The organism is Paenibacillus mesophilus (genome assembly GCF_005938385.1).
Lineage (GTDB): Bacteria > Bacillota > Bacilli > Paenibacillales > NBRC-103111 > Paenibacillus_AB > Paenibacillus_AB mesophilus.
This window is the reverse complement of sequence record NZ_VCRA01000024.1, coordinates 1-22,229: the sequence shown is the minus strand read 5'-3', so window position 1 is coordinate 22,229 and position 22,229 is coordinate 1. Positions and strand designations below refer to the sequence as shown.

13 protein-coding genes are annotated in these 22,229 nt (G+C 55.1%); 9 read left to right on the top strand and 4 right to left on the bottom strand.

Annotation, left to right across the window (positions count from 1 at the left end; genetic code table 11):
- Window positions 1-34: 34 nt before the first annotated feature.
- Window positions 35-910 carry an AraC family transcriptional regulator gene (locus FE783_RS28840; RefSeq protein ID WP_138882854.1) on the bottom strand — a complete coding sequence of 292 codons (876 nt, stop codon included), beginning with the start codon at window positions 908-910 and terminating at the stop codon, window positions 35-37.
- 170 nt (window positions 911-1,080) lie between these two features.
- Here FE783_RS28840 and FE783_RS28835 point away from each other — a divergent pair, with 170 nt between their 5' ends.
- Window positions 1,081-2,421 carry an ABC transporter substrate-binding protein gene (locus FE783_RS28835; protein WP_138882853.1) on the top strand — a complete coding sequence of 447 codons (1,341 nt, stop codon included), beginning with the start codon at window positions 1,081-1,083 and terminating at the stop codon, window positions 2,419-2,421.
- A 63-nt stretch (window positions 2,422-2,484) separates the two neighbouring features.
- On the opposite strand, the gene FE783_RS28830 is transcribed toward FE783_RS28835, so the two are convergent.
- Window positions 2,485-3,303: an AraC family transcriptional regulator gene (locus FE783_RS28830; protein WP_138882852.1), complete on the bottom strand. Its 819-nt coding sequence runs from the start codon at window positions 3,301-3,303 to the stop codon at window positions 2,485-2,487.
- Window positions 3,304-3,437: 134 nt separating this feature from the next.
- Here FE783_RS28830 and FE783_RS28825 point away from each other — a divergent pair, with 134 nt between their 5' ends.
- Together FE783_RS28825 and FE783_RS28820 are read left to right on the top strand one after the other, a co-directional pair.
- Window positions 3,438-4,760, top strand: a complete 1,323-nt coding sequence (locus FE783_RS28825) for an ABC transporter substrate-binding protein (protein ID WP_138882851.1) — start codon at window positions 3,438-3,440, stop codon at window positions 4,758-4,760.
- A gap of 62 nt (window positions 4,761-4,822) precedes the next feature.
- Window positions 4,823-8,479, top strand: a complete 3,657-nt coding sequence (locus FE783_RS28820; RefSeq protein ID WP_138882850.1) for a cadherin-like beta sandwich domain-containing protein — start codon at window positions 4,823-4,825, stop codon at window positions 8,477-8,479.
- Between the two features lie 125 nt (window positions 8,480-8,604).
- Here FE783_RS28820 and FE783_RS28815 read toward each other — a convergent pair whose 3' ends face one another.
- Entirely contained in the window at window positions 8,605-10,836 is a 2,232-nt protein-coding gene (locus FE783_RS28815; RefSeq protein ID WP_158302083.1) for a helix-turn-helix domain-containing protein, read from the bottom strand.
- Window positions 10,837-11,155: 319 nt separating this feature from the next.
- On the opposite strand from FE783_RS28815, the gene FE783_RS28810 reads away from it, so the two are divergent.
- From FE783_RS28810 to FE783_RS28800, 3 genes are read left to right on the top strand one after another with little or no spacing between them, the layout of a single operon-like run.
- On the top strand, window positions 11,156-12,808 hold the full coding sequence (locus tag FE783_RS28810) for an extracellular solute-binding protein (protein ID WP_158302082.1): 1,653 nt from the start codon (window positions 11,156-11,158) through the stop codon (window positions 12,806-12,808).
- Between the two features lie 39 nt (window positions 12,809-12,847).
- Window positions 12,848-13,801: a carbon-nitrogen hydrolase family protein gene (locus FE783_RS28805; RefSeq protein ID WP_138882847.1), complete on the top strand. Its 954-nt coding sequence runs from the start codon at window positions 12,848-12,850 to the stop codon at window positions 13,799-13,801.
- A gap of 37 nt (window positions 13,802-13,838) precedes the next feature.
- Window positions 13,839-15,161, top strand: a complete 1,323-nt coding sequence (locus FE783_RS28800; protein WP_138882846.1) for an ABC transporter substrate-binding protein — start codon at window positions 13,839-13,841, stop codon at window positions 15,159-15,161.
- Window positions 15,162-15,755: 594 nt separating this feature from the next.
- Here FE783_RS28800 and FE783_RS28795 read toward each other — a convergent pair.
- Window positions 15,756-18,068 carry a helix-turn-helix domain-containing protein gene (locus FE783_RS28795; RefSeq protein ID WP_158302081.1) on the bottom strand — a complete coding sequence of 771 codons (2,313 nt, stop codon included), beginning with the start codon at window positions 18,066-18,068 and terminating at the stop codon, window positions 15,756-15,758.
- Window positions 18,069-18,237: 169 nt separating this feature from the next.
- Here FE783_RS28795 and FE783_RS28790 point away from each other — a divergent pair, with 169 nt between their 5' ends.
- From FE783_RS28790 to FE783_RS28780, 3 genes are all read left to right on the top strand, one after another.
- Window positions 18,238-19,227, top strand: coding sequence for an ABC transporter permease (locus tag FE783_RS28790; RefSeq protein ID WP_138882844.1), 990 nt, complete (start codon window positions 18,238-18,240; stop codon window positions 19,225-19,227).
- 16 nt (window positions 19,228-19,243) lie between these two features.
- Window positions 19,244-20,110, top strand: a complete 867-nt coding sequence (locus FE783_RS28785; RefSeq protein WP_138882843.1) for a carbohydrate ABC transporter permease — start codon at window positions 19,244-19,246, stop codon at window positions 20,108-20,110.
- 105 nt (window positions 20,111-20,215) lie between these two features.
- Window positions 20,216-21,742, top strand: coding sequence for an extracellular solute-binding protein (locus FE783_RS28780; protein ID WP_138882842.1), 1,527 nt, complete (start codon window positions 20,216-20,218; stop codon window positions 21,740-21,742).
- Window positions 21,743-22,229: the final 487 nt, after the last annotated feature.

Here is a 22,229-nt window from a genome sequence, read left to right as displayed (position 1 = left end):
TCTCCTCCAGGGCTCACCCTGGCTACGGACTGGATTACGAAGAGCCGGACCGGTACTTTTCCCGATATTGCTTCGGTGACATTCCTTTCAGCTTCTTGAACGCCCGGCGTAGCGTTCTGGCATGATCGAAGCCTACTTCGACGGAGATGTCGACGATGTCCATATCGGTTGTCGCAAGCAGACTGGCTGCCCTTCCGACGCGCAAGGAATGGAGATAGTGGATGAACGTTTGACCGACATGCTGCTTGAACAAGCGGCTCGCGTAGGATGCATTCCAATGATAATGATCGGCCAAATTCGTCAAGGACAGCTCCTCGTTGTAATGCAAGTGCATGTAGTTCAACAGCTCCAGCACGCTGCTCTGCGATTGGACGGCCGAGGAGTCAGGCTCCGTAGTCGTGACCAACGTCCGGGTCAAAAAAACCAATGTCTCCAGCAGCTTAGAGCGGAGAGAGGTTTCTTTGGCGAAAAAGTTGCTTTCATATTCGCGCTTCATGGTCTCGAAGCAGCCGATCATATATAACGTTTGCTCTTCATTCAAATCGTAGTGGGAGGGAAGATTTTGGCCGGTTTGCAGCAAATAGTTGCCGAACTCCTGATCGGATGAGCTCAAGAACAGCAAATGGATGTCGAACATGCAGTTGAATTTATGGACCGTTGGCGTTTCCAACCGGATTTCGTGAATATGGTGCGGCAGCAAAAAAGAGACCGTACCCCGCTTGAAGCGGTGGGGCTTTCCGTTTAAAATCTCCGTACCCGTTCCGTCGACAACAAGACTGAGCTCCGCGAAATTATGATGATGAAGCGGATAATGTCTCGGCATATGCTTCTCCATAATAAAAAGGGGCAGCCGGCTTTTTCCGTAAAGATCGTGCTTCAAGGCGTCTTCGTATCGAGGGGAGAATACCATGAGCGTCTCCTTCGCAACTGTTTTTTGTTATATTGTAGCATACCTGTATTCCTCCGGTATAAATAAAAGTGACCTCTGCAACCTCAATTATTGACCGTCACATAGCGCCGCTCTCCTATATAGTGGAGTAGAGTCGATTCATTACGATATACGAAGGAGACGAACAAAGAATGAACAAGGGGAAAAGTCGGTTTCATGGATCGCGTTGTTTTCTTGCTGCTGCCATAGCGGCGACGACGCTGGTATCGGCCTGTTCATCCGGCGGGCAGACGGGCGCTGCGGGTGATCAGACGGGGCAGAAGCAGGAGAAAAGCACCCCCATAGAAAAACTCGAGCCGGTCGTACTGAATATTTACGGGGGGCGCTACGTTTCAGAGGAACAATTTATGGAGTCTTACGGGAGCTACATCCAGAAAAAGTATCCCCATATCAGCTTTAACGTCTACGGGAACAAGAACGCCGCCGATATCGTGTCGGCCGGTCAGCCGATCGATATTTTTTACGCCGATCCGATCGCGTATCCCCGGGATGTGGGGCAATTCGGACTCGCTTACGACATGTCCGCGCTGATCAAGGAGTTCAATTTCGATCAAACCCGGCTGTACCCGGGCCCGATCCAGGTCATGCGGGACACCTTCAACAAAGGAGTAACGGGATTGCCTTTGGCGATGAGGAACGTCGTCCTGCATTATAACAAGGATTTGTTCGATAAATTCGGCGTGGCGCCGCCGCGGGACGGAATGACTTGGGACGAGGTGTACGAGCTTGCCCGCAAGATGACTCGTACGGAAGGCGGAGTGCAGTATCGGGGGATGGATTTCTCGGTTCATGTTATCGACTACAACCAGCTGTCGCTCGGATGGATCGATTCGAAGACGGAACGGGCCAGCGTCAATAATTCGCAATGGAACGAGCTGATCCGGAACTTCTCCCGCTTCTACCAAATTCCCGGCAATGAAGTGGGCACTCCGGCCGCCAAAGAGATTATGGACTGGAACCGGTTCGGCGTGAAAGGGATTACCGCGATGGAAGCGACGACCTTTTATCCGGCTACCGTCACGAAAGATTTGTTCAATATGGATTACGCCTCGCTCCCCTCGTTCACGTCCAAGCCGGGGGTGGGCTCCCAATCTCCCTCTACGTATATCGGAATTACGTCCAGCGCCAAAAATCCGAAGGAAGCGTTCCGCGTAATCGAGTATTTGCTGTCCGACGAGTTCCAGACGATGCAGTCGCGCAAAGGAACGATCTCCGCCCTGCAAAACAAAGCGGTAAACGATGTGTTCGGGGCTGACGTACCGGAGCTGGCGGGCAAAAATCTGAAGCCGGTCATCCCGGCCAAGTCCGCCGCTCCCGCTCCGTTCCACAAATGGTCGGGCCAAACCCAAGCGAGCTATTGGACGCCGCTGTTGAAAGTGTTTACGGGCGAGACGGACTTGAATACGGGATTGCGGAATATGGAAGAGTCGATCAACAAGAAGATCGACGAGCTGAACTCGTCGGCCAAATAGCATAGGAAGCGAAAGAGGCTCGGCCAATCATGGCCGAGCCTCTTTCGCTTCCTATGACGGCATTCAGTTTTGATCGCGGTACTGTTTCGGCGATATGCCGTATTTGGAACGGAACACCCGGTGGAAATACGTATAGCTTCCGAAGCCCGCCGATTCGGCGATCCGCTCCAGATTCGTCATCGTGAACTTGATGCGGTCGCGGGCGATCGAGAGCCGCACTTCCAGCACATACTGCATGATCGTCTGGTTGAAGGCCGATTTGAACAACGACACGGCCCGGGGCACGCTGATTCCCGCATCTCTCGCCACATCTTCGAGCCTGAGAGGAGACGTGGCATGCTCCATGATGTACTGCCTCATGCGCTGAACGAGCAAGGACGGATTTTTCCCGTGCTTGTCCAGATCGTCCATATTGCGCTCGATCATCAGGCAGAGGACGCGTAGCAGGTAATCCGAAACTTCCGGCTTCTTATCCTTCCATCTCCGCTGCTCCTGCACGATTTCCTTGAATATTGTAAGAACGCTTTCGCTAAGCGGAATTTTCAGCTTCTGCGGCTTGCTTGAGCGGGACCACCATTCGTCGAGCCATGCCCCCCTGCACGACATATAGTAATTGCCGCTGAGTAGCGCCTTGCCCGCGGGCTGCTCCGGCGGCCGCACGAATTGGATCGCCGCAATGTCTCCGGGGCGGTACAGCAGCAGGTCGCCCGGATGAATCGGAGTCATTTCCCCATGCACGATCGCCTGGCATTGTCCTTCCACCTGCAGCCGAAAGTAGTAGTAGTTTAACTTCCTTCTAGACGTCTGATACGGTTTGAAATGGTAGGCATAATCCGCTTGAAGCACTTCCGCGAGCGGCCCCGTATTCGCTTCCGGCGTCAAATCCGATCACTCCCGACGATTCAATCAGATTGTTCATCTTGATAGCACATAGTTCATACCTAGTATAATCGATTTTCGCTACAATAACGATTGTTACTGAACAATGACGGTGCAGAAAAAGGGAGGAAATCGGTATGAGAAAAACAGGAATGCTGCTCATCGCCGCGATGCTGGCAAGCGGAGCTGTTGTGACGGGCTGTGCCGGCAAGCCGCAGCAGGCGGCGGACGGAAAGGCCGGGGGAACGCAAGGGGGAGAGGTGAAGCGCGATCCGGTCGAGCTCGTCTTTTATTCGACTTCCGGGGATTTCGATGAAAGCGGATTCAATAAAACGTTCGGAGGCAAAATCAAAGAGAAGTTTCCGCACGTGACGCCCAAGTTTATCGCTTTGACGAAAGATACCGCGCTGGATAAGCTGATTACGGCCGGACAGCCGATCGATATCATGTTCAACTCGATCGGGCAAACTTCGGAAACGCTGCTCAATTACAAGATGGAATACGATGTTTCGGATTTGATCAAGAAAACAAATTACGACCTGTCCCGTCTGGAGCCGGTGACGGTCGACATCGGACGGCAAATCGCCGGCGGCGGCCTATACGGGCTCCCGGTGTTTACGACGACAACCGCACTGTATTACAACAAAGATTTGTTCGATAAGTTCGGCGTGGCGTATCCGAAGGACGGGATGACTTGGGACGACTTGTACGAGCTTGCCAAGAAAATGTCCCGCGCGGACGGACAGCTCCAATACCGGGGACTCGGCATATCGTTCTCGCATACGTCGCTGTTGAATCAGAAATCAATCCCGTATGTCGATCCGAAGACGAACAAAGCGACGTTCACGGGCGACGCCTTCAAGGGCGTATTCGACATGCTGACCAAGCTGTACGATATTCAGAACAATGGCGTCGACAAGGATACGGTAGGCTATACGAAGCAGCTGCAATTTTTCGAGAAAGACCAGACGACGGCGATGTTCCTCGCACTCAGTACGCTCGGCTCGGTTCGTTTCAAGGAAGGACTGAATTGGGACGTCGTCTCGTATCCGGTTTATAAAGATCAGCCGAATGTCGGGCCGCAGTCTTACCCTACGTACTTCTATATCAACAACACGAGCAAGCACAAGGACGATGCGTTCTCGGTCATCTCCTACTTGACCTCGGACGAATTCCAGCGGCATTTGGCCATGAACGGCATATTCCCGGTATTGAAAAACCGCGATGCGATGAAAGTGTACGGTCAGGAAATTCCGTTCATGAAAAATAAAAATACGCAGTCTTTCCTTCCGAAGCAGTTCGCTCCGGCGGCTCCGGTCAGCAAGTTCCAGAGCATCGCCTTCAACAATTTGAACAACGCCTACAACGCCGTTCTGCTCAAGCAGAAAGATATCAACACGGCGCTCAGGGAGCAGGAGGAGAAGACGAACAAGGACATCGAGGCGCAGCTGAACAAATAACACGAATGACGGATCGAAGCGTATCGGTGCAAGGAATAAGATGGAGAAGGGGTGAAGCTCTCATGCGGAATGCTCGGATCAAGCCGTCCCGCATGGCGGCCTTCGGGCTGCTCGTCGTTTTGCTTACGGCAGCAAGTATCATTCAGTTGCCGGGTGACGCTTATGGCGCTTCTTCGGCTGTATCGATCGACTCGCCCTCGGACGGGGCGGTCGTGACGGCCGGAACGGTAAGAGTGTCCGGAACATTCGCCGGACTTTACGACATCAAGCTCGTCCTTAACGGGGCGAAGCAGGCGGATGTCGTTACGGTCGATCCGGACGGGGATCAATCCGGCACGTGGTACTATGATTTAAACACGAGTCAATACGGCGGGGAAATCGCCATGCGTGCGAGAGGAACGGACACGTCGACCCGTGCAAGCGTATGGTCGAATACCGTTACGCTGCAGGTCGATCACGATCCGGTCCATAAACCGGTCGTAACGGTGGCAAGCCCGGCGGACGGAGCGACGGTAAGCGGCATCGTAACGGTTCAAGTGGCGGTCGAAGCGAAAAATCCGCTGAACAGCGTCCAAGTCCGGATCAACGGCGGACCGTGGCAGACGGCGTCGCAGAACGGCGCGTTTTATGAGCTGCCCTGGAATACCGCCGGATTGGGCGACAAGACGACGGCCATCGAAGCGAAAGCGACCGATACCGCGGGAAATACCGGTTTCAGCATGACGACTTATGCGAAGACGGGAGCCGGCACGAACGAGCCCGTCGTCGTCCGCAATCAAGACCGGGCGATGTGGTTATGGGAACCGGCGTCCTACAACTTGTTTTTGAACCCCGGATCGAGAATCGTCCTGGATGCTTTCTCCAAAGATACCGCCACGTTCGGCTCCGAGCCGGTGAAGACCCTTTATGTGGCGGTGGGAGCATTCGGCGGCGTCAATATTTTGGAGGACGCCCCGGATAAAGTAAGGGATTTCATATCGTGGGCGCATCGCAGCGGGTATCAAGTGCACGCCCTGATAGCGGGCGGCACGACGCCGGCCTACTTGGGGGCTTACGCCAAATACCACGATAAGGCGACGCAGCAGTTGGAGAGAGTGATCAATTACAATCTCGCTTCGGCGCCGGAGGCCGGTTTCGATGGCGTGAACGTCGATATCGAGCCGTACATTTCGCCGGATTTCAAGAGCCCGGACCGCTTTTTGCAGAAGCAATATTTGGACGGCTTGAGCAAAATGATCGAACGGCGGAATACGGCGGGCACACGCCTCGCGATCGGTCCGGCGATACCGAGATGGTACGATACTTCCGTCGACGCGAAAGAGATCGACTGGAACGGGTCGGTAAAATGGTTGTCCGAGCATGTTCAGGATATCGCGGATTATATTTCGATCATGGACTACAGGGACACGGCTGACGGCTCGAACGGCATTATCGCCAGCGCTACGGGAGAGATCGCTTACGCGGAGTCGATCGGGAAGCCGAATTCGGTCGTCGTCGGCGTAGAGACGATCGATGTGGCGAACAGCGCCGATCCGTACGATGTCACCTTCAGGCAAAAAGGTCGCCTCGCGATGGAGCAGGAGCTGGACAAAGTATATTCCGCCTTCGCCGGTCGTACTTCCTTCGGCGGAATCGCTGTTCACCAATACGATTCGTACCGAGCGCTGCCGTCCTATTGGGGACCGGGAGCGACGTTCTGGAATCCGCCGGAAGATACGGCTCCGCCTACGGCCGTCAACGCAAACCCGACCGCAGCAACGGTCGATTACCGCCAAATCACCGTTCGTTACGGTCGAGCTTACGACAATATGGAAGTGGATCGATATAACGTTTACCGAAGCACGGTCAGCGGCTTCGCGCCGGCCCCGTCCAATTTGGCAGGCACATCGAGAAATTTAACGTTCCAAGACATCGGTCTGCTGGCCGATACGACGTATTATTACAAGGTGGCTGCGGTAGACGTGCGAGGCAATATCGGCCCGTTATCCACCGAAGTGTCGGCCAAGACGGCGGCGACGACTTTGAAACCGCTGATCGTGAACGGGATGAAAGTCGCCTATACGGGCAGCGGCGCGAACGTGACGTTAAAGGTGGCCGAGCTTGCTACGGGCGCGCCGGTAACCGCAACGGTCGGAGGCCGGTTTACTTATTCGGGCGGAAAATACGTTACGGCGGCAACCGGCACGAACGGAGTCATGACGGCGGATTCGGAACCGATCCCCGCCGGAAGGCAAGTCGGCTTCATGGCGCGCACAATAGACGCCCCGGGCTATTACTGGGCCAAGGCGTACGACAAACCGCCAGCCGCCTCGCTGTATCCCGAGGAAGGGGCCGGGTTGACCGGACTCGCCGTCAGCGGCGGCGTATTGGACCAAAGCTTTGCGCCGTACGTGTCGCTGTATAAAGTCAACGTGGAACACTCCGTCTACGGAATTTCCGTAACGGCTACGGCGGCGTCGCCGGAAGCTTCGGTTACGGTAAATGGAACATCGGTCGTGAGCGGCTCCGCTTCGCCGATCATTCCGCTCTCGGTAGGGCGCAATACGATCAAGGTCGAAGTAACGGAGGCGAGCGGCAGCACTGCGGTTTATACGTTAGCGGTATTCCGGGCCGGCGATCCGGGGAACGTGTTTCCGATTACGGAAGCTTCCTATGTCCATGAGAAACGTCCGACCGAACGTTTCGGCAGCGCTCCGCTGCTGGAAGTGATCGATATTCCCGGCGCTTCAGGGGGCGGGGATCGGATCACGTTCATGAAGGCCGATTTCGGGGGCTTCCTGGATACCGAGGTGAACGAGGCCAAACTGTACTTCTACGTAGATGAAAATGTGCCCAAATCCGTAACGTTATCTGTCGACGGGTACGCGCAAGCTGTCTGGAGCGAGTCGACTATCGATTGGAATAATAGGCCGAAAGCGGGCTCCGTCCCGCTCGGAACAGTCGCCGTCACTTCGGCCGGCTGGTATTCCCTCGATGTTACCGGTTTCGTCCAAGCGCGGATGGAGGGCGACCGGACCGGCACGTTCCGGATTATGGACCCGACTACTAAAAATACGCTCGTTCGCATTCGCGGCAAATCGTATGAGCATTTCCAGCCTTATTTGATCGTCAATCCGTCCCGGAGCGCAGACCTGAGCGGACTTGCGATCAGCGGCGGCGCATCGCTCGCCCCGGCGTTCTCCGCGGACGTTACCGAGTACAGGACCAGCGTAACGAATAACGTGTATGCGGTTCGCCTGACGCCTACGGCTGTGGATAAATACGTCCGCATCGCGGTGAACGGAGCCGTCGTGTCAAACGGCCAGCCGTCGGCGGACATTCCGCTGCAAGTCGGAGACAATCCGATTGCCGTTAACGTCACCGCTCAGAACGGTCAAACGAAGACGTATAACGTGACGGTGACGCGTGCGGCCAACTCCTCCTTGAGCAGTCTGACTTTGAGCGAGGGCGGCTTTACGCAGGCCTTCTCGCCGGAACGAACCACGTATACAGTCGATCTGTTCGCCGGCGTCCCGAAAATCAAAATTACTCCTGTCGCTGCTGACGAGGCGGCAACGGTAACGGTCAACGGCGAACCGGTTGCGCGCGGGCAAGTCTCGCAAGAAATCAAATTGAAAATCGGCGGCAATACGATAACGACCGTCGTTACGGCGGCGGACGGCACGACAACTGCCTATACGTTACAAATCAACCGCAACCCGCCGGGACAGTTAGACTAGTAACGTAGAGCGGGAGCGGACGGCTCGGCAGGCTTGCCGCTGCTGCTGCTGCGCTGAGGTGCGAAACAAAGCCCGGTCCAACGCTTGCGAGCGTCTCGGCCGGGCTTTGTATTTTCGGTCGACCGTCACTCTCCCGTTCCGGCCGTATTTCCCGCTTTGCGGAAGTCGCTCGGCGTCATGCCGGTCACTTTCTTGAACATGCGGATGAACGAAGTGACGTTGACGTAGCCGACCCGGGTGGCGATGTCGCGGACTTGGGCGTTCGACGTGCCGAGAAGCTCCTTCGCTTTTTTGATGCGTACTTCATTCAGGCAGTCGGAGAAGTTGCTGCCGGTTTTTTCCTTGAAGTATCGCGACACGTAGCTCGCGGTAAAGCCTAGCCGGTCGGCGACCATGTCCAGCGACAAATCTTCGCTGTAGCGCTGACGGATCGTCTCGAGTACGAACTCTACGACAGGGTCCTTCTCCTCCAGCTTGGCCGCTATCCGCGATCCGGCGTCTCCCAGGAATCGTTCCAACATTTGTCTGTATTCCTCGACGCTGGCACATTCCTTCATCTCCTGATACGGCGAGCTGCGGTCCAAGACGGCGCCGATCTCCACATTGGCGGCTACCAGCAGCTTGACCGTTTTGGCCACGACCTCTCTCGCGAACGACTGAAACTGCTCTCCGGTCGCTCCCTCCTTATCCATCCGCTGCAGGACGCGGTTCATCAGCGTAACGACCCGTTCCGCCTGTCCGGCCTGCAAATTGTCGTAAAGCTCCTGCTCCTGCGACGGCGCAAACCCGATATAGGGTGGCTCGGGCCCGAGCGATGTAATGATTTGCGTCTCGGCCGAAAGCTTGCGCCGCTTGACCATTTCCACGGTCTGCTCGTAGGCTTCCGCGACCAGCTCCGGGCTTTGCGCATGAGGCTGGAACGCCACCGTCAAATAGCAGTATTCTTTGTCGCGGTCGAATACTTGGCGTAGCCTTTCCAACACCTTCCAAACTTCCTGCACGTCCTTATCCGTAAAGACGAGAGACAAGATTTGATCTTTCTCCACCTGCAGCGTTACCGACTCGGGAAATGTGTCGGACAGCGAGATGCTTATATATTCTTTAATATAATTCGCCGCCTTTTCCTGCTCCGCGGCCAGCAGATCGCGGAACCGCCGCGTTAGCGTAAGGTGGAACAAGATCATGTAGAACGGCTGGTCGTCGAGCGCAAGCTCGTGCGGCCGGGTATAGATGCTTTTCAGCTTGCGGATGTACCCGAGATGCGCCAACTGGGATTGCTGGCTGCGCATATTGCGGCCGTACTCGTTACGCGCCTGCAGAAACTGCTTGATGTTCTCGTTAATATAGTGCAGCTCGTCGATCGGGCCGGGAGCGCCGCTTGCCGATTGCGGGCTGTGCCGCTGGATCGTCTGGATAATGTTCTGAATCGGCGTATAGAACCGGATGCTGACCGCGACCGACAGCAGGATGCCGACGACGAGAGCCAAGGCAAGCAGCAGGAGCAGGACGAGATTGATCCGCGAGATTTGGCTTGCGATCTTCTCGTTCGGAATGACGAGCACGTACGACAGCCCGGTAACATCCCCTTTGCGGTAAAAGAAATACTGATTGCCGTCCTTGACGAAATCCCGGCTCCAATCGAGCCGTTCGGGCCGCGGCTGCTCCCCGGCTTGCGGGTTTGAGCGGAACACGGCTGCGCCGCTAGCGTCCAATATATGGAATTGAGCATTGGACAAGCTGCTGAATGCCCGAAACATTTTATCCGCATCGAGCAAGGCGGTTATATAAATGTCTTCGACGGTAGCCGATTTCAGCACGAACGGAATGAAGCTGCCGGATTTGCTGTTCTGGGAAGTGTAGAAATCGGCGGCCGGGAACACCCTCATCTTGTAGCGAAGCCCGAACTGCTCCTTCCAGAAGGCGGCGTCATATATATCGCTGCGGTAAATTTGCGCGTACAGCGAGTCAAGCCGGTCCGGACCGCCCTGGTGGATCAAAAAAGAATCATGCTCGTATTGAATGATGATATCATGGAGGTAGAGCATCTCGTTCTCACGCAATTCCCGTACGCGCTTGACGAGCTGGTTGACGGCGTCGTTCGCGAGCGCCCGGTCCGTATCGCGCCAATAAGTCAACTGGTTATGGAAATATAGCCCGACGAGCGACAATTGGACGGCCTGGAACTGCTTCTCGTACCGCTCGACGATGTGAGCCAAGTTTTGCGTGCTGTTCGTCGTAATTTCCTTATGAAGGTTGCGGTAAAAAAACGTATACGAGAGCACGTTGAACGACAGAAGCAGCGCGATAACCGCCAGGAACCCGGACAGTATCTTGATGAAGAGCGAGTTCGTTCTCAATGCCGTCACTCCTTGCCGTTTATCGTGGAAGCGTTTTCTATAGAAAGGGGTAGCAGCCATGGCGCGTATGCCGGAAAGATCCGCACATCCCAATAATCGTATTACGCCGTCCCGATCCGAGTCAATAACGGCGAAATTGACATTTCATGCACTAATATTCATTTTTCGCACTGGGGCGACAACGGGAAAAAATCGCAAAACGGGCGACTGGCGCGAAGAAAGCCGCAGACGTATCGTAAAGGCAGCGCTCCGGATTTTACAGTGTCCGGGAAGCCGGTTCCGGAAGCGCCGCTCGGATGATCCGAAGGGGAGATTGCGGATGAGAGGAGGTAAAGCGGGAACGTTGTCCCGTATCGCGGCTGCAGTTATAGTATCGGCCATGCTTGCGGGCTGCCGGGAGAACCAAACCGAGACGCCTGCGATTCCTGTCGCCGACCGCAAGGAGCAGAAATTGTCGGTGAAATACGTTCCGCCGATCGAGCTGACTACGGTCGGGACGACTTTAGCGGCGCCGGTGTATGCGCAGGGCGACGATATGAACAACAACGAATGGACGCGTTATTTGCGCGACAGCATGGGCATTATCGTCAAGAAGCGGTGGGAGGTGCCGAACGACCAGCTGGAGCAGAAGACGAATCTGATGATCGCTTCCGGCGACATCCCCGACTTCTTCATCGCTACGCCGACGCAGCTCGTTCAATTGCAGCGTGCAGATATGATCGAGCCGCTCTCGGACATTTATGCGCGGTACGCGACTCCGGCCGTTAAAGCGGTGGTCGAGCAGGCCGGCCCGGAAGTGCTCGAGGCCGCGAAAATAAACGGCAAGCTGATGGGCCTCCCTTTCACGGGAGTAGCCAAGGAATCCGTATCGGTGCTGTGGGTCCGGGAAGATTGGCGGCGCAAGCTCGATTTGCGCGAGCCGCGGACGATGGACGATTTGCTGGCCATCGCCGAGGCGTTCGCCCTGCGCGATCCGGACGGCAACGGGATCAACGATACGTTCGGTTTCGGCTTGGACAAGATGCTGAACTTGGCCGTAGGTTTATTTAACGGCTACCATGCTTACAAAGGAATTTGGATTCGGGATAATGACGGGAAATTGGCGTACGGCAGCATCCAGCCGGAAATGAAGAATGCGCTCGCCAAGCTGCAGGAGATGTACCGGTCGGGTCAAATCGATCCCGATTTCGGCATCCGGGAAGGCGCCAAGGTGTATCAGACGATCGGTGACGGCAAGCTCGGCATGATATTCGCCAATATTTCCGCATCCAGCTTGTACCTGCAAACGCCCGACAGCCGCTGGTTCGCTTACGCGGCGCCTTCTTCGGATACACGTCCCGCCATGGTGCAGCACGGACTGAATCTGAATACCGGGTTTTGGGTCGTCAAGAAAGGCGTGCGGAATCCGGAAGCGGTTATGCGGATGGCGGACGAGTTCGTGAGCAAGTTTTACGCGAATACGGACGACGACGTGTACAGGAAGTTTAACTTCGATATCGCAAGCAAGAGATCGATTTGGCAGCAGGCTCCGGTCAAACTGTTCAAATCGTACAAAAACGCGGAAATATCCATCCATCTCGAACCATATTTAAGAAGCGGCCAAGACCCGACGGACGCGGAGAAGGCAAAGCTTACCCCCGAGGAGCGGGAGAAATACGGACAAATCATAGACTATATGTCCGGCAAGTCCGCCGATTGGTCCGTTATCGCGCGAAACGGCATCGACGGAGGCGGCACCGTCATCCTCGATTACGTGAAGAACGGCCGGATGATTCCGGACCGCTTCTACGGCTCCCCGACGAAAACGATGGTGCAGAAGCAGGCGGGCTTGGTGCGGCTCGAGGAAGAAGTATTGACGAAAATCATTATGGGTGCCCCGTTGGATGAATTCGATAAGTTCGTCGAGGAATGGAAGCGGCTTGGCGGCGACGAGATGACGAAGGAAGTCAATGAGTGGGCGAAATCCAAATAATGCGGCGCGGTGGAATCCGCGGCGAGGAGGAAGACGAAGATGGCCCGTTATGTGAAAATCAGCTGCTTGTCGGCACCGCAGCTTAGAGTGGACCCGAAGACCGAACTGCAGGAGGCGGTCGGACTGATGATCCGTTATTGGGAGCGACAGCTCGAGCAGGTGCTGCCCGACCGCCCGGATATCGTCGTGCTGCCGGAGTGCTGCGACAGGCCCGAAAAATCGGGCTACCCGCTCGAGCGGATGAAGGAATACTACCGGCACCGCGGCGATCAGATCCGCGATTTTTTCGCTGGAATCGCCAGCAAGCACCGGTGCTATATCGCGTATTCGGCCGTACGCGAGCTGCCCGACGGATCGTTCCGGAATTCGACGCAGCTGATCGACCGGCAAGGTCAAGTGGCCGGCATTTACAACAAAAATCATCTCGTGGAAGGCGAACGGACGAAGGGGGACATGCTGTACGGCAAAGAAGCGCCCGTGTTCGAAACCGATTTCGGGCGTGTCGCCTGCGCCATCTGCTTCGATTTGAACTTCGACGAGCTGAGGTTGAAATATGTCGCCCAGAAGCCGGAGCTCATCTTGTTCTCGTCCGCGTATCACGGCGGGCTGATGCAGCAATATTGGGCGTATAGCTGCCGGGCCCATTTCGCCGGCTCCGTATACACGCATGCCCCGAGCTCGATCATATCGCCTGTGGGCGAGATTATCGCCACGAGCACGAACTATTACCATTACGTGACCCGGACGATCAATTTGGATTGCAAGGTGATCCATATCGATTACAACGAAGCCCACTTCCGGAAAATGAAAAACAAATACGGAGACAAAATCCGCATCCACGATCCCGGCTTGCTCGGCTCGGTAGTGATCTCGAGTGAAACGGATGAATTTACCGTCGACGACCTGATCCGCGAATTCGGGCTGGAGCCGCTGGACGATTACTGGCAAAGAGCGCTCGCGCACCGTTGTGCGCCGGGCAACCTGGAGCAGTAAATGAAATCGCACTGAATCATATCGCGGGGGGATCGCTTTGAGAAAATCAACGTTGATGATGAACACGGCGGCCGTACTGCTTGTCGGCCTCGTCGCAGGTTGTGCCGGCAGCGGCACGAAGGATACGGCGTCAGGGCCCGCATCCGCCAAGCCGGAAGGGAACTCGCCCGCCGCGGCGACGGCGAAGCCCGAGCCGGTCACGGTCAAAATCGCCGCCAACAAAGCGGTGCTGACGGCCGACGAAATCAAGCTGTATATTACCGAACCGCTGGCGAAGAAATATCCCCACATCACGGTGGAGATGATCGATACGGCGGAGAAAGGCAAGACACTGACCGATCTGGTGGCGGCCAAAGAAATTCCCGACATATACGCCAATTTCCCGCTCAATTTGAACGAGCTCGTCGACTTGAAGCTCGCGTCCAACATGGAGGAGCTGATCAAAACGTATAAATTCGACCTGAGCCGCGTGCAGCCGGAATTCGTCGAATCGATCAAAATCGGCAGCAGCCTCGATTATTTGGCCGGCCTTCCGATGTTCAACCAGACGTTCGCCTTGTTCTACAACAAAGATTTGTTCGGCCGGATGGCCGTTCCGTTTCCGAAGGACGGCATGACGTGGGAGCAGGCGAGAGACTTGGCCGTGAAGATGACGAGAACCGAGGGCGGCGTCCAATATTGGGGCTTTTGGCCGGACGGCGTATACAGGGGAGCTTACCAGGCGAGTCTGCCCTGGGCCGACTTCAAGAGCAACAAAGCGGTATTTCAGACCGAGGGCTGGAAAGACTTGTTCAATATGTGGTATGACCTGTATAAAGTGCCGGGTTATGCGCCGAAGGGAACGAATTACACGAAAGAGTTCAACGAAGGACGGCTGGCGATGATGAGCGGCTCGACCTCGACCTTGAAAAACATGCTTGCCGTCAAAGACTTGAACTGGGACGTCGTCACGTATCCGCAAAATTCGAAAGCGCCGGGAGTCGGTCAACGGGTCGATTCGTTCGTGCTCGCGGTCACTTCGCAGAGCAAGCAGAAGGAAGCGGCGTTCCGGGTCATCGAGGTCATCTTGTCCGACGAGGTGCAGACGCTCATGTCGCGAAATGCGCGGCTGTCCGTCCTGAAGGATGCGAAAATTCAAGGCGAGTTCGGCAAAAACATAGCCGAGTACCAGTCGAAAAATGTAATCGCTTTCACGAAGCCGAAGCTGGCGATTTTGCAAACGTTCAAAAATCTTCCCGCCGTGACGATCATCAACCAATCGTTCGACTCGATGCTGTACGAGGGCAAAGACGTCAATACCGCACTGCGCGAAGCCGACGAGAAGATGAACCAGGAAATTCAGAAGCTGTTGAGCAAGTAAAAAAGGTTGGACCGGCCCGCCCGATGCAAGTCATCGGGCGGGCTTTTTTTTATCGATTCAGAAAGTTTAACTTCGCTAAAGTGTTAAAGCGAAGTGCGAGTTTCTGAACCAAGAATAAGCTACCGCTAAAACACGAATGCACATCATCGAAAGGCTTCGATCAGAAGCTTTTCTTACTATCAGAATGTTTAAGTTCTTTACCGAACTAAAGCGAAAGGGTGACCCTTTTGCATGGGTAATTTGGGAATGAGCTTGAACGAACCAAACTTCCCTATTACTGAACTCTATTGCGCTATTTGCACATCAGATGGCCGATTACAGCGAATAACGAACCCCATTTCACTATTACTAAACTTAAGTTCAGTAATAGTTACTCTAGGTTCATTGTTCGTTGAATTACCGAGAAGTTGAGCCAAGTAGCGCAGAGAAGTTCACTAATAAACAAATATGGTTCATTCATGACGAAGGGTCCTTTGGGAGAAGTCGAAGTCATTACGAAATAACTCCACTCTCCTAACGTACTAATGTTTGGTTTGCATGACCGTCCGGGCGTTTTCCCGGACGGTTTTTCTTACCGCGATACGGCTTTCATCGTTACCGCTCGCTCCCCTGCTGAAGCGCGATGCGCCGGAACTCGCCCGGCGTCAGGCCGCAGATCCGCTTGAACATGCGAATGAACGAGTTGACGTTCTGGTAGCCGACTTCGGTCGCGATATCCTGTATGCGGGAATCCGTCGCGCTCAGCATTTCTTTGGCCCTCTGCATGCGAAGCCCGTTAATGTACTCGCTGAACGTCCGGCCCGTTTTCTCATGGAAGTATGTGGACACGTAGCTGCGGGACAAATTCAGCTTCTCCGCCACGTGCTCGAGCGAGATGTCCTCGCCGTAGTGCTTCGCGACATAATCGAGCACGAAGTCGCGGATCGGGTCCTGCTCCGCCTTGCGCTCGCGGACAAGCTCCGCCGCTTCGCCAGTAAATCGGCGGAAAAAGGCGACATATTCGTCCACGCTCCAGCACTGCTTCAGCAGCAGGAACGGCGATTGTCCGTCAAGCAGGCGGCTGATGTCGTAATGATGCTCGAGCAGCAGCTTCATGATACTGGCCGCTGTATCTTTGCCGAACTCGGCGAACCGGCGGGCGCTGGCGCCGCGCTGCGCCATCTCGTTCAGCAGCTGCGCTAGCAGTGCGCATCCGTTATCCCCGCATCCGGCAAGCAGGCCGGACAGCAGCTCCTGCTCCTGAGCCGAAGTCATCGGCGCTTCGAATTGTTCGGCCGGGACGGCCGTGATGATCTGCGTTTCCCGGCCCAGTAGACGGGAGCCGATCATCAACTGCGATTCCTCATAGGCGTACGACAGCTCGTGCGGGTGCCGCTTGACCGGTTGGAACGCCATCGTCACGAAGCCGTAGTCTTTGTCACGATCGAACACCTGCTTCAACCTGTGCAGCGTATCGGTTACGGCGGAGGCGTCCTCTTCCGCGAAGAGGAGCGACAAGATTTGCTCCTTCTCCATCTGCAGCGTTACCGATTCCGCGAATCGGCCGCTCATCTGCACGTTAATATATTCATGGATGTAGTAAGCGGTTTTCTCTTGATCCTCCTGCGCCAGCAGGCCGAATTTCTCCGTGAACGAGAGCTGGAAAGCAACCAGATAGAACGGCTTGCTCGTCTCGATCAGATCGCGGACGTCGTTCCAATGGTGGATGCTTTTGATCCTGCTCATATAGCCATATGTTTGCAGCAGCTTGTTTTTGCGGCGCAAATCTTGATGGAAGCCATGATTGGCGTGGATCATATCAGAGATGCTGCGACCGAGCCAGTCGAATTCGCGGATATTCGTGTTCAGCCTGTGGGGCTGGCCCGATTTCTGCAGCAGCCGGATCATGCCCTGAATCGGGCTGTTGAACCTCATGCTGAGCCAGACCGAAATGAGCAGGCTGACGACGACCGCGACCGCCATAATCCCGAACAGGAGCAAATTAAGCCGCTCCACCTGCGATGCGATCCGGACGTTCGGAATGACATTAACGTAGATAAGGTCCGAATTCGCTCCTTTCTTATAAAAGTAGTAGCGGTCATCCCGGAAGCTGTAGCCTTCGCTGCCCGTAAAGGCCAGATCGCCGGGCAGAGCCCCGTTCCAGACGGATTCCCCGTCCGCTTCCTTCGCTGGCTTCGATTGAAACAACGGTTTGCCGTCCGGACCCAGAATGAAGAAGCGGTCTTCGCCGTTATAATGCAGCGAGCGGAATAGGCTCTTCGCATCGAGCAGCGCGGCCACGATATATTGACTGTTGAATTTGTTCTTGATGACGACGGGGAGCAGCTCTCCTTTGTCGGCGACGGATTTGTCGTATTTGTATTCGCGGAAGCCGGCGGCGGGGAAGACGCGGAACGTATAGTTTTCCGCGAACTGTCTTTGCCAGAATACGGGGCCGTAAGGCTCGCTCACGTAAAATTTCGTAAACATGTTGACCGTATTCGTCGTACTTTCCTTCTCGATGACGAACGTATTGTCGCGGAACAGGATGAATAGGTTTTCCAGGTAGAGCAGCTTGTTGGACAGCAGCGCGTTCATCTCGGTTTTGACCGCGGCGACCGCATTGTAGTTCGGCTGATCGTTGCCGGCGACAAGCGTGGTGAACCGCTCGTTGAAATAAAACCGCATCATGTCGCTTTCGACGTGCCGGAATTGCTGCTCGTAGCCGTTCACCGTATTGTTCAGGTTGAGCGTATTGTGGTCGATAATTTCTTTCTGGATATTCGTCTGGAAGAAGGCGAACGAGAGGACGTTAAAGGAGAGCAGCAGCGCGATAATGAGCAGAAATCCGCCGAGCAGCTTGACGAACAACGAATTCCAGCGCACCGAAGCCGTTTTCTCGACCGCATGTTTCCATACACCTTTCATCCGTGCATCCCCTTCCCGATATGCATATCGTCCGGAATTATTCATTTCGTCCGGTTCCATAAGAGCGCTTACAAGAAGACGTATTGGCGATAGCGGCGGCGCGCCCCGCTGCGGTAATGTCGACGTAAGCCCATTGTAGCAACGCGCAAGATCGTTATGCAAGGAGAAAATGGCTAAGGAGGGGAACCGCCTGGATGCGAACCGGATAACGGAAACGCTGCCGCCGGGAGCCGCGCGGGCGAACGCCGCGACGCGGACCGGGCTCGGCAAACGATTTCGCGAGAGCCGCTTTCTGCTGCTGCTCGTGCTGCCCTGCATCGTCTATTTCATCCTGTTTCACTATGTGCCGATGTTCGGTATCGCGATCTCGTTCCAGAAGTACAATTTGTTCAAAGGCATTTGGCACAGCGAATGGGTAGGCTTTCACTATTACGAGATGTTCTTCAGTAACCCGGACTTTTTCAAGCTGCTGCGCAACACATTTCTGCTCGGGCTGTACCGGATCGTCTTCGGGTTTCCCGCGCCGATCGTGCTCGCCCTGCTGCTGAATGAGCTGAGGAGCGCCGTGTTCCGGCGGCTCGTGCAATCGGTCAGCTATTTGCCGCATTTCATCTCCAACGTCGTCGTCGTGAGCATGATCATCGTCTTTCTGTCCCCGTCGGGCGGTCTGGTCAACCGGCTGATCGAAATGGTCGGCTTCGAGCCGGTCAACTGGCTCATGTCGCCGGATTGGTTCCGGACGATCTACGTAGGCTCGGGCATATGGCAGGGTGTCGGCTGGTCCTCGATCATTTACTTGGCCGCTTTGACGGCGATCGATCCGCACTTGTACGAAGCCGCCGAGATGGACGGAGCGGGAAGGTTCCGCAAAATGTTCCACATCTCGCTTCCCGGCATTATGCAAACGGTCGTCGTGCTGCTTATTCTGGACATCGGCCACGTGCTCGGCATCGGCTTCGAGAAAGTGTTCCTGCTGTACAACCCGGCGACCTACGAGACGGCCGACATCATCAGCACGTACGTGTACCGGGTCGGCTTGGTGCAGGGCAATTACAGCTACGCGGCCGCGATCGATCTGTTCACGGGTGTGGTCAATCTGGCGTTTTTGCTCGGGGCCAACTACGTGAGCCGGAAGCTAGGCGAGAACAGTTTGTGGTAAAGGGGGAGCGGCGGACATGAGAAGGAAGGCAACCTTGTTCGACGTAATGAACGTTGTGCTGATGTTCCTGCTGTTGATCGTGACGGTGTATCCTTTCGTGTACATGATTGCCGTTTCTTTCAGCGACAGCGTGTCGGTCATGAAAGGAAATGTGTTTGTTTGGCCGAAAGGTTTTAATACCGACATGTACCGGATCGTGCTGAACGATCCGCGCATATGGAGCGGGTACCGGAATACGCTGCTGTACACGTCTGCGGGGACGGCCGTTTCGCTTGTCTTCACGTCCATGGCGGCCTATGCGCTTTCCAAGAAAAACATGCTGTTCCATAAGCAGATTACCGTCATGATCGTAATCACGATGTTTTTCAGCGGGGGCATGATTCCGACGTTTCTCGTCGTGAAAAGTCTCGGGCTCGTCGATACGGTCTGGGCGATGATCGTTCCCGGCGCGATCAGCGCTTGGTATTTGATCATGATGCGGACATTTTTCGCCGGACTGCCGCAGGAGCTGGAGGAAGCGGGGAAGATAGACGGACTGAACGATATCGGCTTGTTTATCCGCATCGCCCTTCCGCTGTCCAAGGCGGTGCTGGCCACGATCGGCCTGTTCTATGCGGTCGGAATATGGAACAACTTCTATACGCCGCTGCTCTATTTGCGCAATCCGGACCTCGTGCCTCTGCAAGTCATTTTGCGCAATCTCGTGCTTGCCGGTCAGACGAATATGGACGGTTCGTTCACGCTCGGGAAAGATCAGAAGATCGTCGAGGAATCGCTGAAATACGCCACGATCCTCGTAGGCACGCTGCCGATACTGGTCGCCTATCCGTTTCTGCAAAAATATTTCATCAAAGGCGTTACGGTGGGGTCGTTGAAAGGATAAGGAACTGTCACGTTATTATGTGGCAGTTCCCAAGATCGAGTTCGAATCCGAAGGGAGGAAGGCGTTCTTCACTGTCGCCAATGCGGGGGAGGAGCGCCGAGCGGGATGAAAAAGGGGATCGCGGGATTGACCGTATTAATGCTGGCCGGACTGACGGCCGGATGCGGCGGAGGAAGCGGAAGCACGCAAGACGCGGGCAAGAGCGGGGAAGGCGCGTCACCCGGCAAACCGGCTGCGGGCACGACCTTGTCGATGCTCGTAGGCAGCCAGTCGAACTGGACATATGCGAAAGACAAGCCGATCTGGAAGGCGATCCAGGAGAAGACGAACGTCGAGATCAACGGTCAGGTGCCGCCCGGGGATAATTATACCGAAGCGCTCAACCTGACGATCGCCACAGGCAACATGCCGGACCTGATGTTCATGAGCAGCTTCGTAACCGCCAACAAATACGGACAGCAGGGCGCTCTGGCGAACATTATGGACTACATCGACCAGATGCCGAATTTCAAAAGCTGGCTCGGCAAATACCCGGAGCTGAAGGAGCGCTATACGTCCGCCGAAGGCAAAATGTTCATGTTCCCGAACGAAGGGTTCGGCCAAGGGGAGAGGATCGGGTGGCTTTACCGGGAAGATATATTCAAGAAGCATAACCTCGCCCTGCCGAACACGTACGACGAGCTGTACGAGACGCTCAAGAAGCTGAAGCAGCTGTACCCGGACAGCTATCCGTTCGTTACGCGCGGAGCGTTCGGCACGATTTCCCGGATGGCGCCGCAGTTTGATACGTACAACGACGTCTATTACGATTTCGATAAGAAGGAATGGCGGTACGGACCGACCGAAGAAAACTACAAGAAGCTGGTCCAGTTTCTGAACAAGCTGTACAAGGACGGCTTGATGCCGCCCGACTGGCTGACGGTCAAAGGCAAGCAGTTCGACGATTTCATCGCCAACAACAAAGCGTTCGTCTTTCTCGACTATCTCGTCATGGACTATTACAACGTGCCGCTGCGTAAAGACAATCCGCAGTTCAACATGCTGTTCATGCCGCCTCCGGCCGGTTTCGCGGGAGCGAAGCGGCAAAATATCAATATCAATACGGTCGATTCCGGGATGACGGTCGCATCGACCTCGAAGAAAATCAAGGAAGCGATGAAATATATGGACTTCTTCTACAGCGAAGCGGGAAGAGAGCTGTCCAGCTGGGGCATCAAGGGCGTGACCTACGAGGAGACGAACGGCACGAAGAAGTATCTCGACCAATTCAAAACGATGTCCGATCTCCGCGAGAAACCGGGCTTGCTCAACTACGGCACGTATACGTGGATCGATTACAACGCCCTTCTGACGATGACCGCGAAGGAGACGAAGGACGCCTACGCCGTCGTCGGCAAATACGATTCCAAGCTGCAGCCGAAGCCGGCCTTGACCGAGAAGGAGAACGAGGTGCTGACGACGGTCGGGCAATCGGTATCGAAGCACCGCGAGGAGAACATTACCCGGTTCATACTCGGCGAGAAAAGCATGGACCAATGGGACGCCTATGTGAGCGAAGCGAAAAAGCTCGGAGCCGATCAAGTGGTCAAAGTGTACAAGGACGCTTACGACCGGGTGCTGAAGGCGAAGTAGTTGGGGGCGGTCGTCTCCTAATCAACCGAATAAGAGTCACAAAAACCCGCTATTTAGTTGGATTGGCAGCGAAGCGATCCCAGCACCTGTCGCCGCCATCGGTCGCCCCGCTCCCAAATCGGGCTAAATAAGCTCCGAGCAGACAAATGCCCGCCGATCGGCGGGCTATTTGTTCATGAAATCGGCTTGAACGAACCAAACTTCACTATTACTGAACTCTATTGCGCTAATCGCTTGCCAGATAGGCGAATACAACAAGTAGCGATCCAAATTTCACTAATACTGAACTTAAGTTCAGTATTAGTGACTCCAGGTTCACTGTTCCTCCAAGTGCCACATAGTGGAGTCAAATAGCGTAATGAGGTGTTACTACTTAGGTTCCATAATCATCCAAAACGAAATTCACCACAAAGAACGGAGGTTAGGGAGGTGAGGACCGGGAGGCCTTGCTTACGGAGGGTAGAGATAAAACTGCGGGCACGAGCAA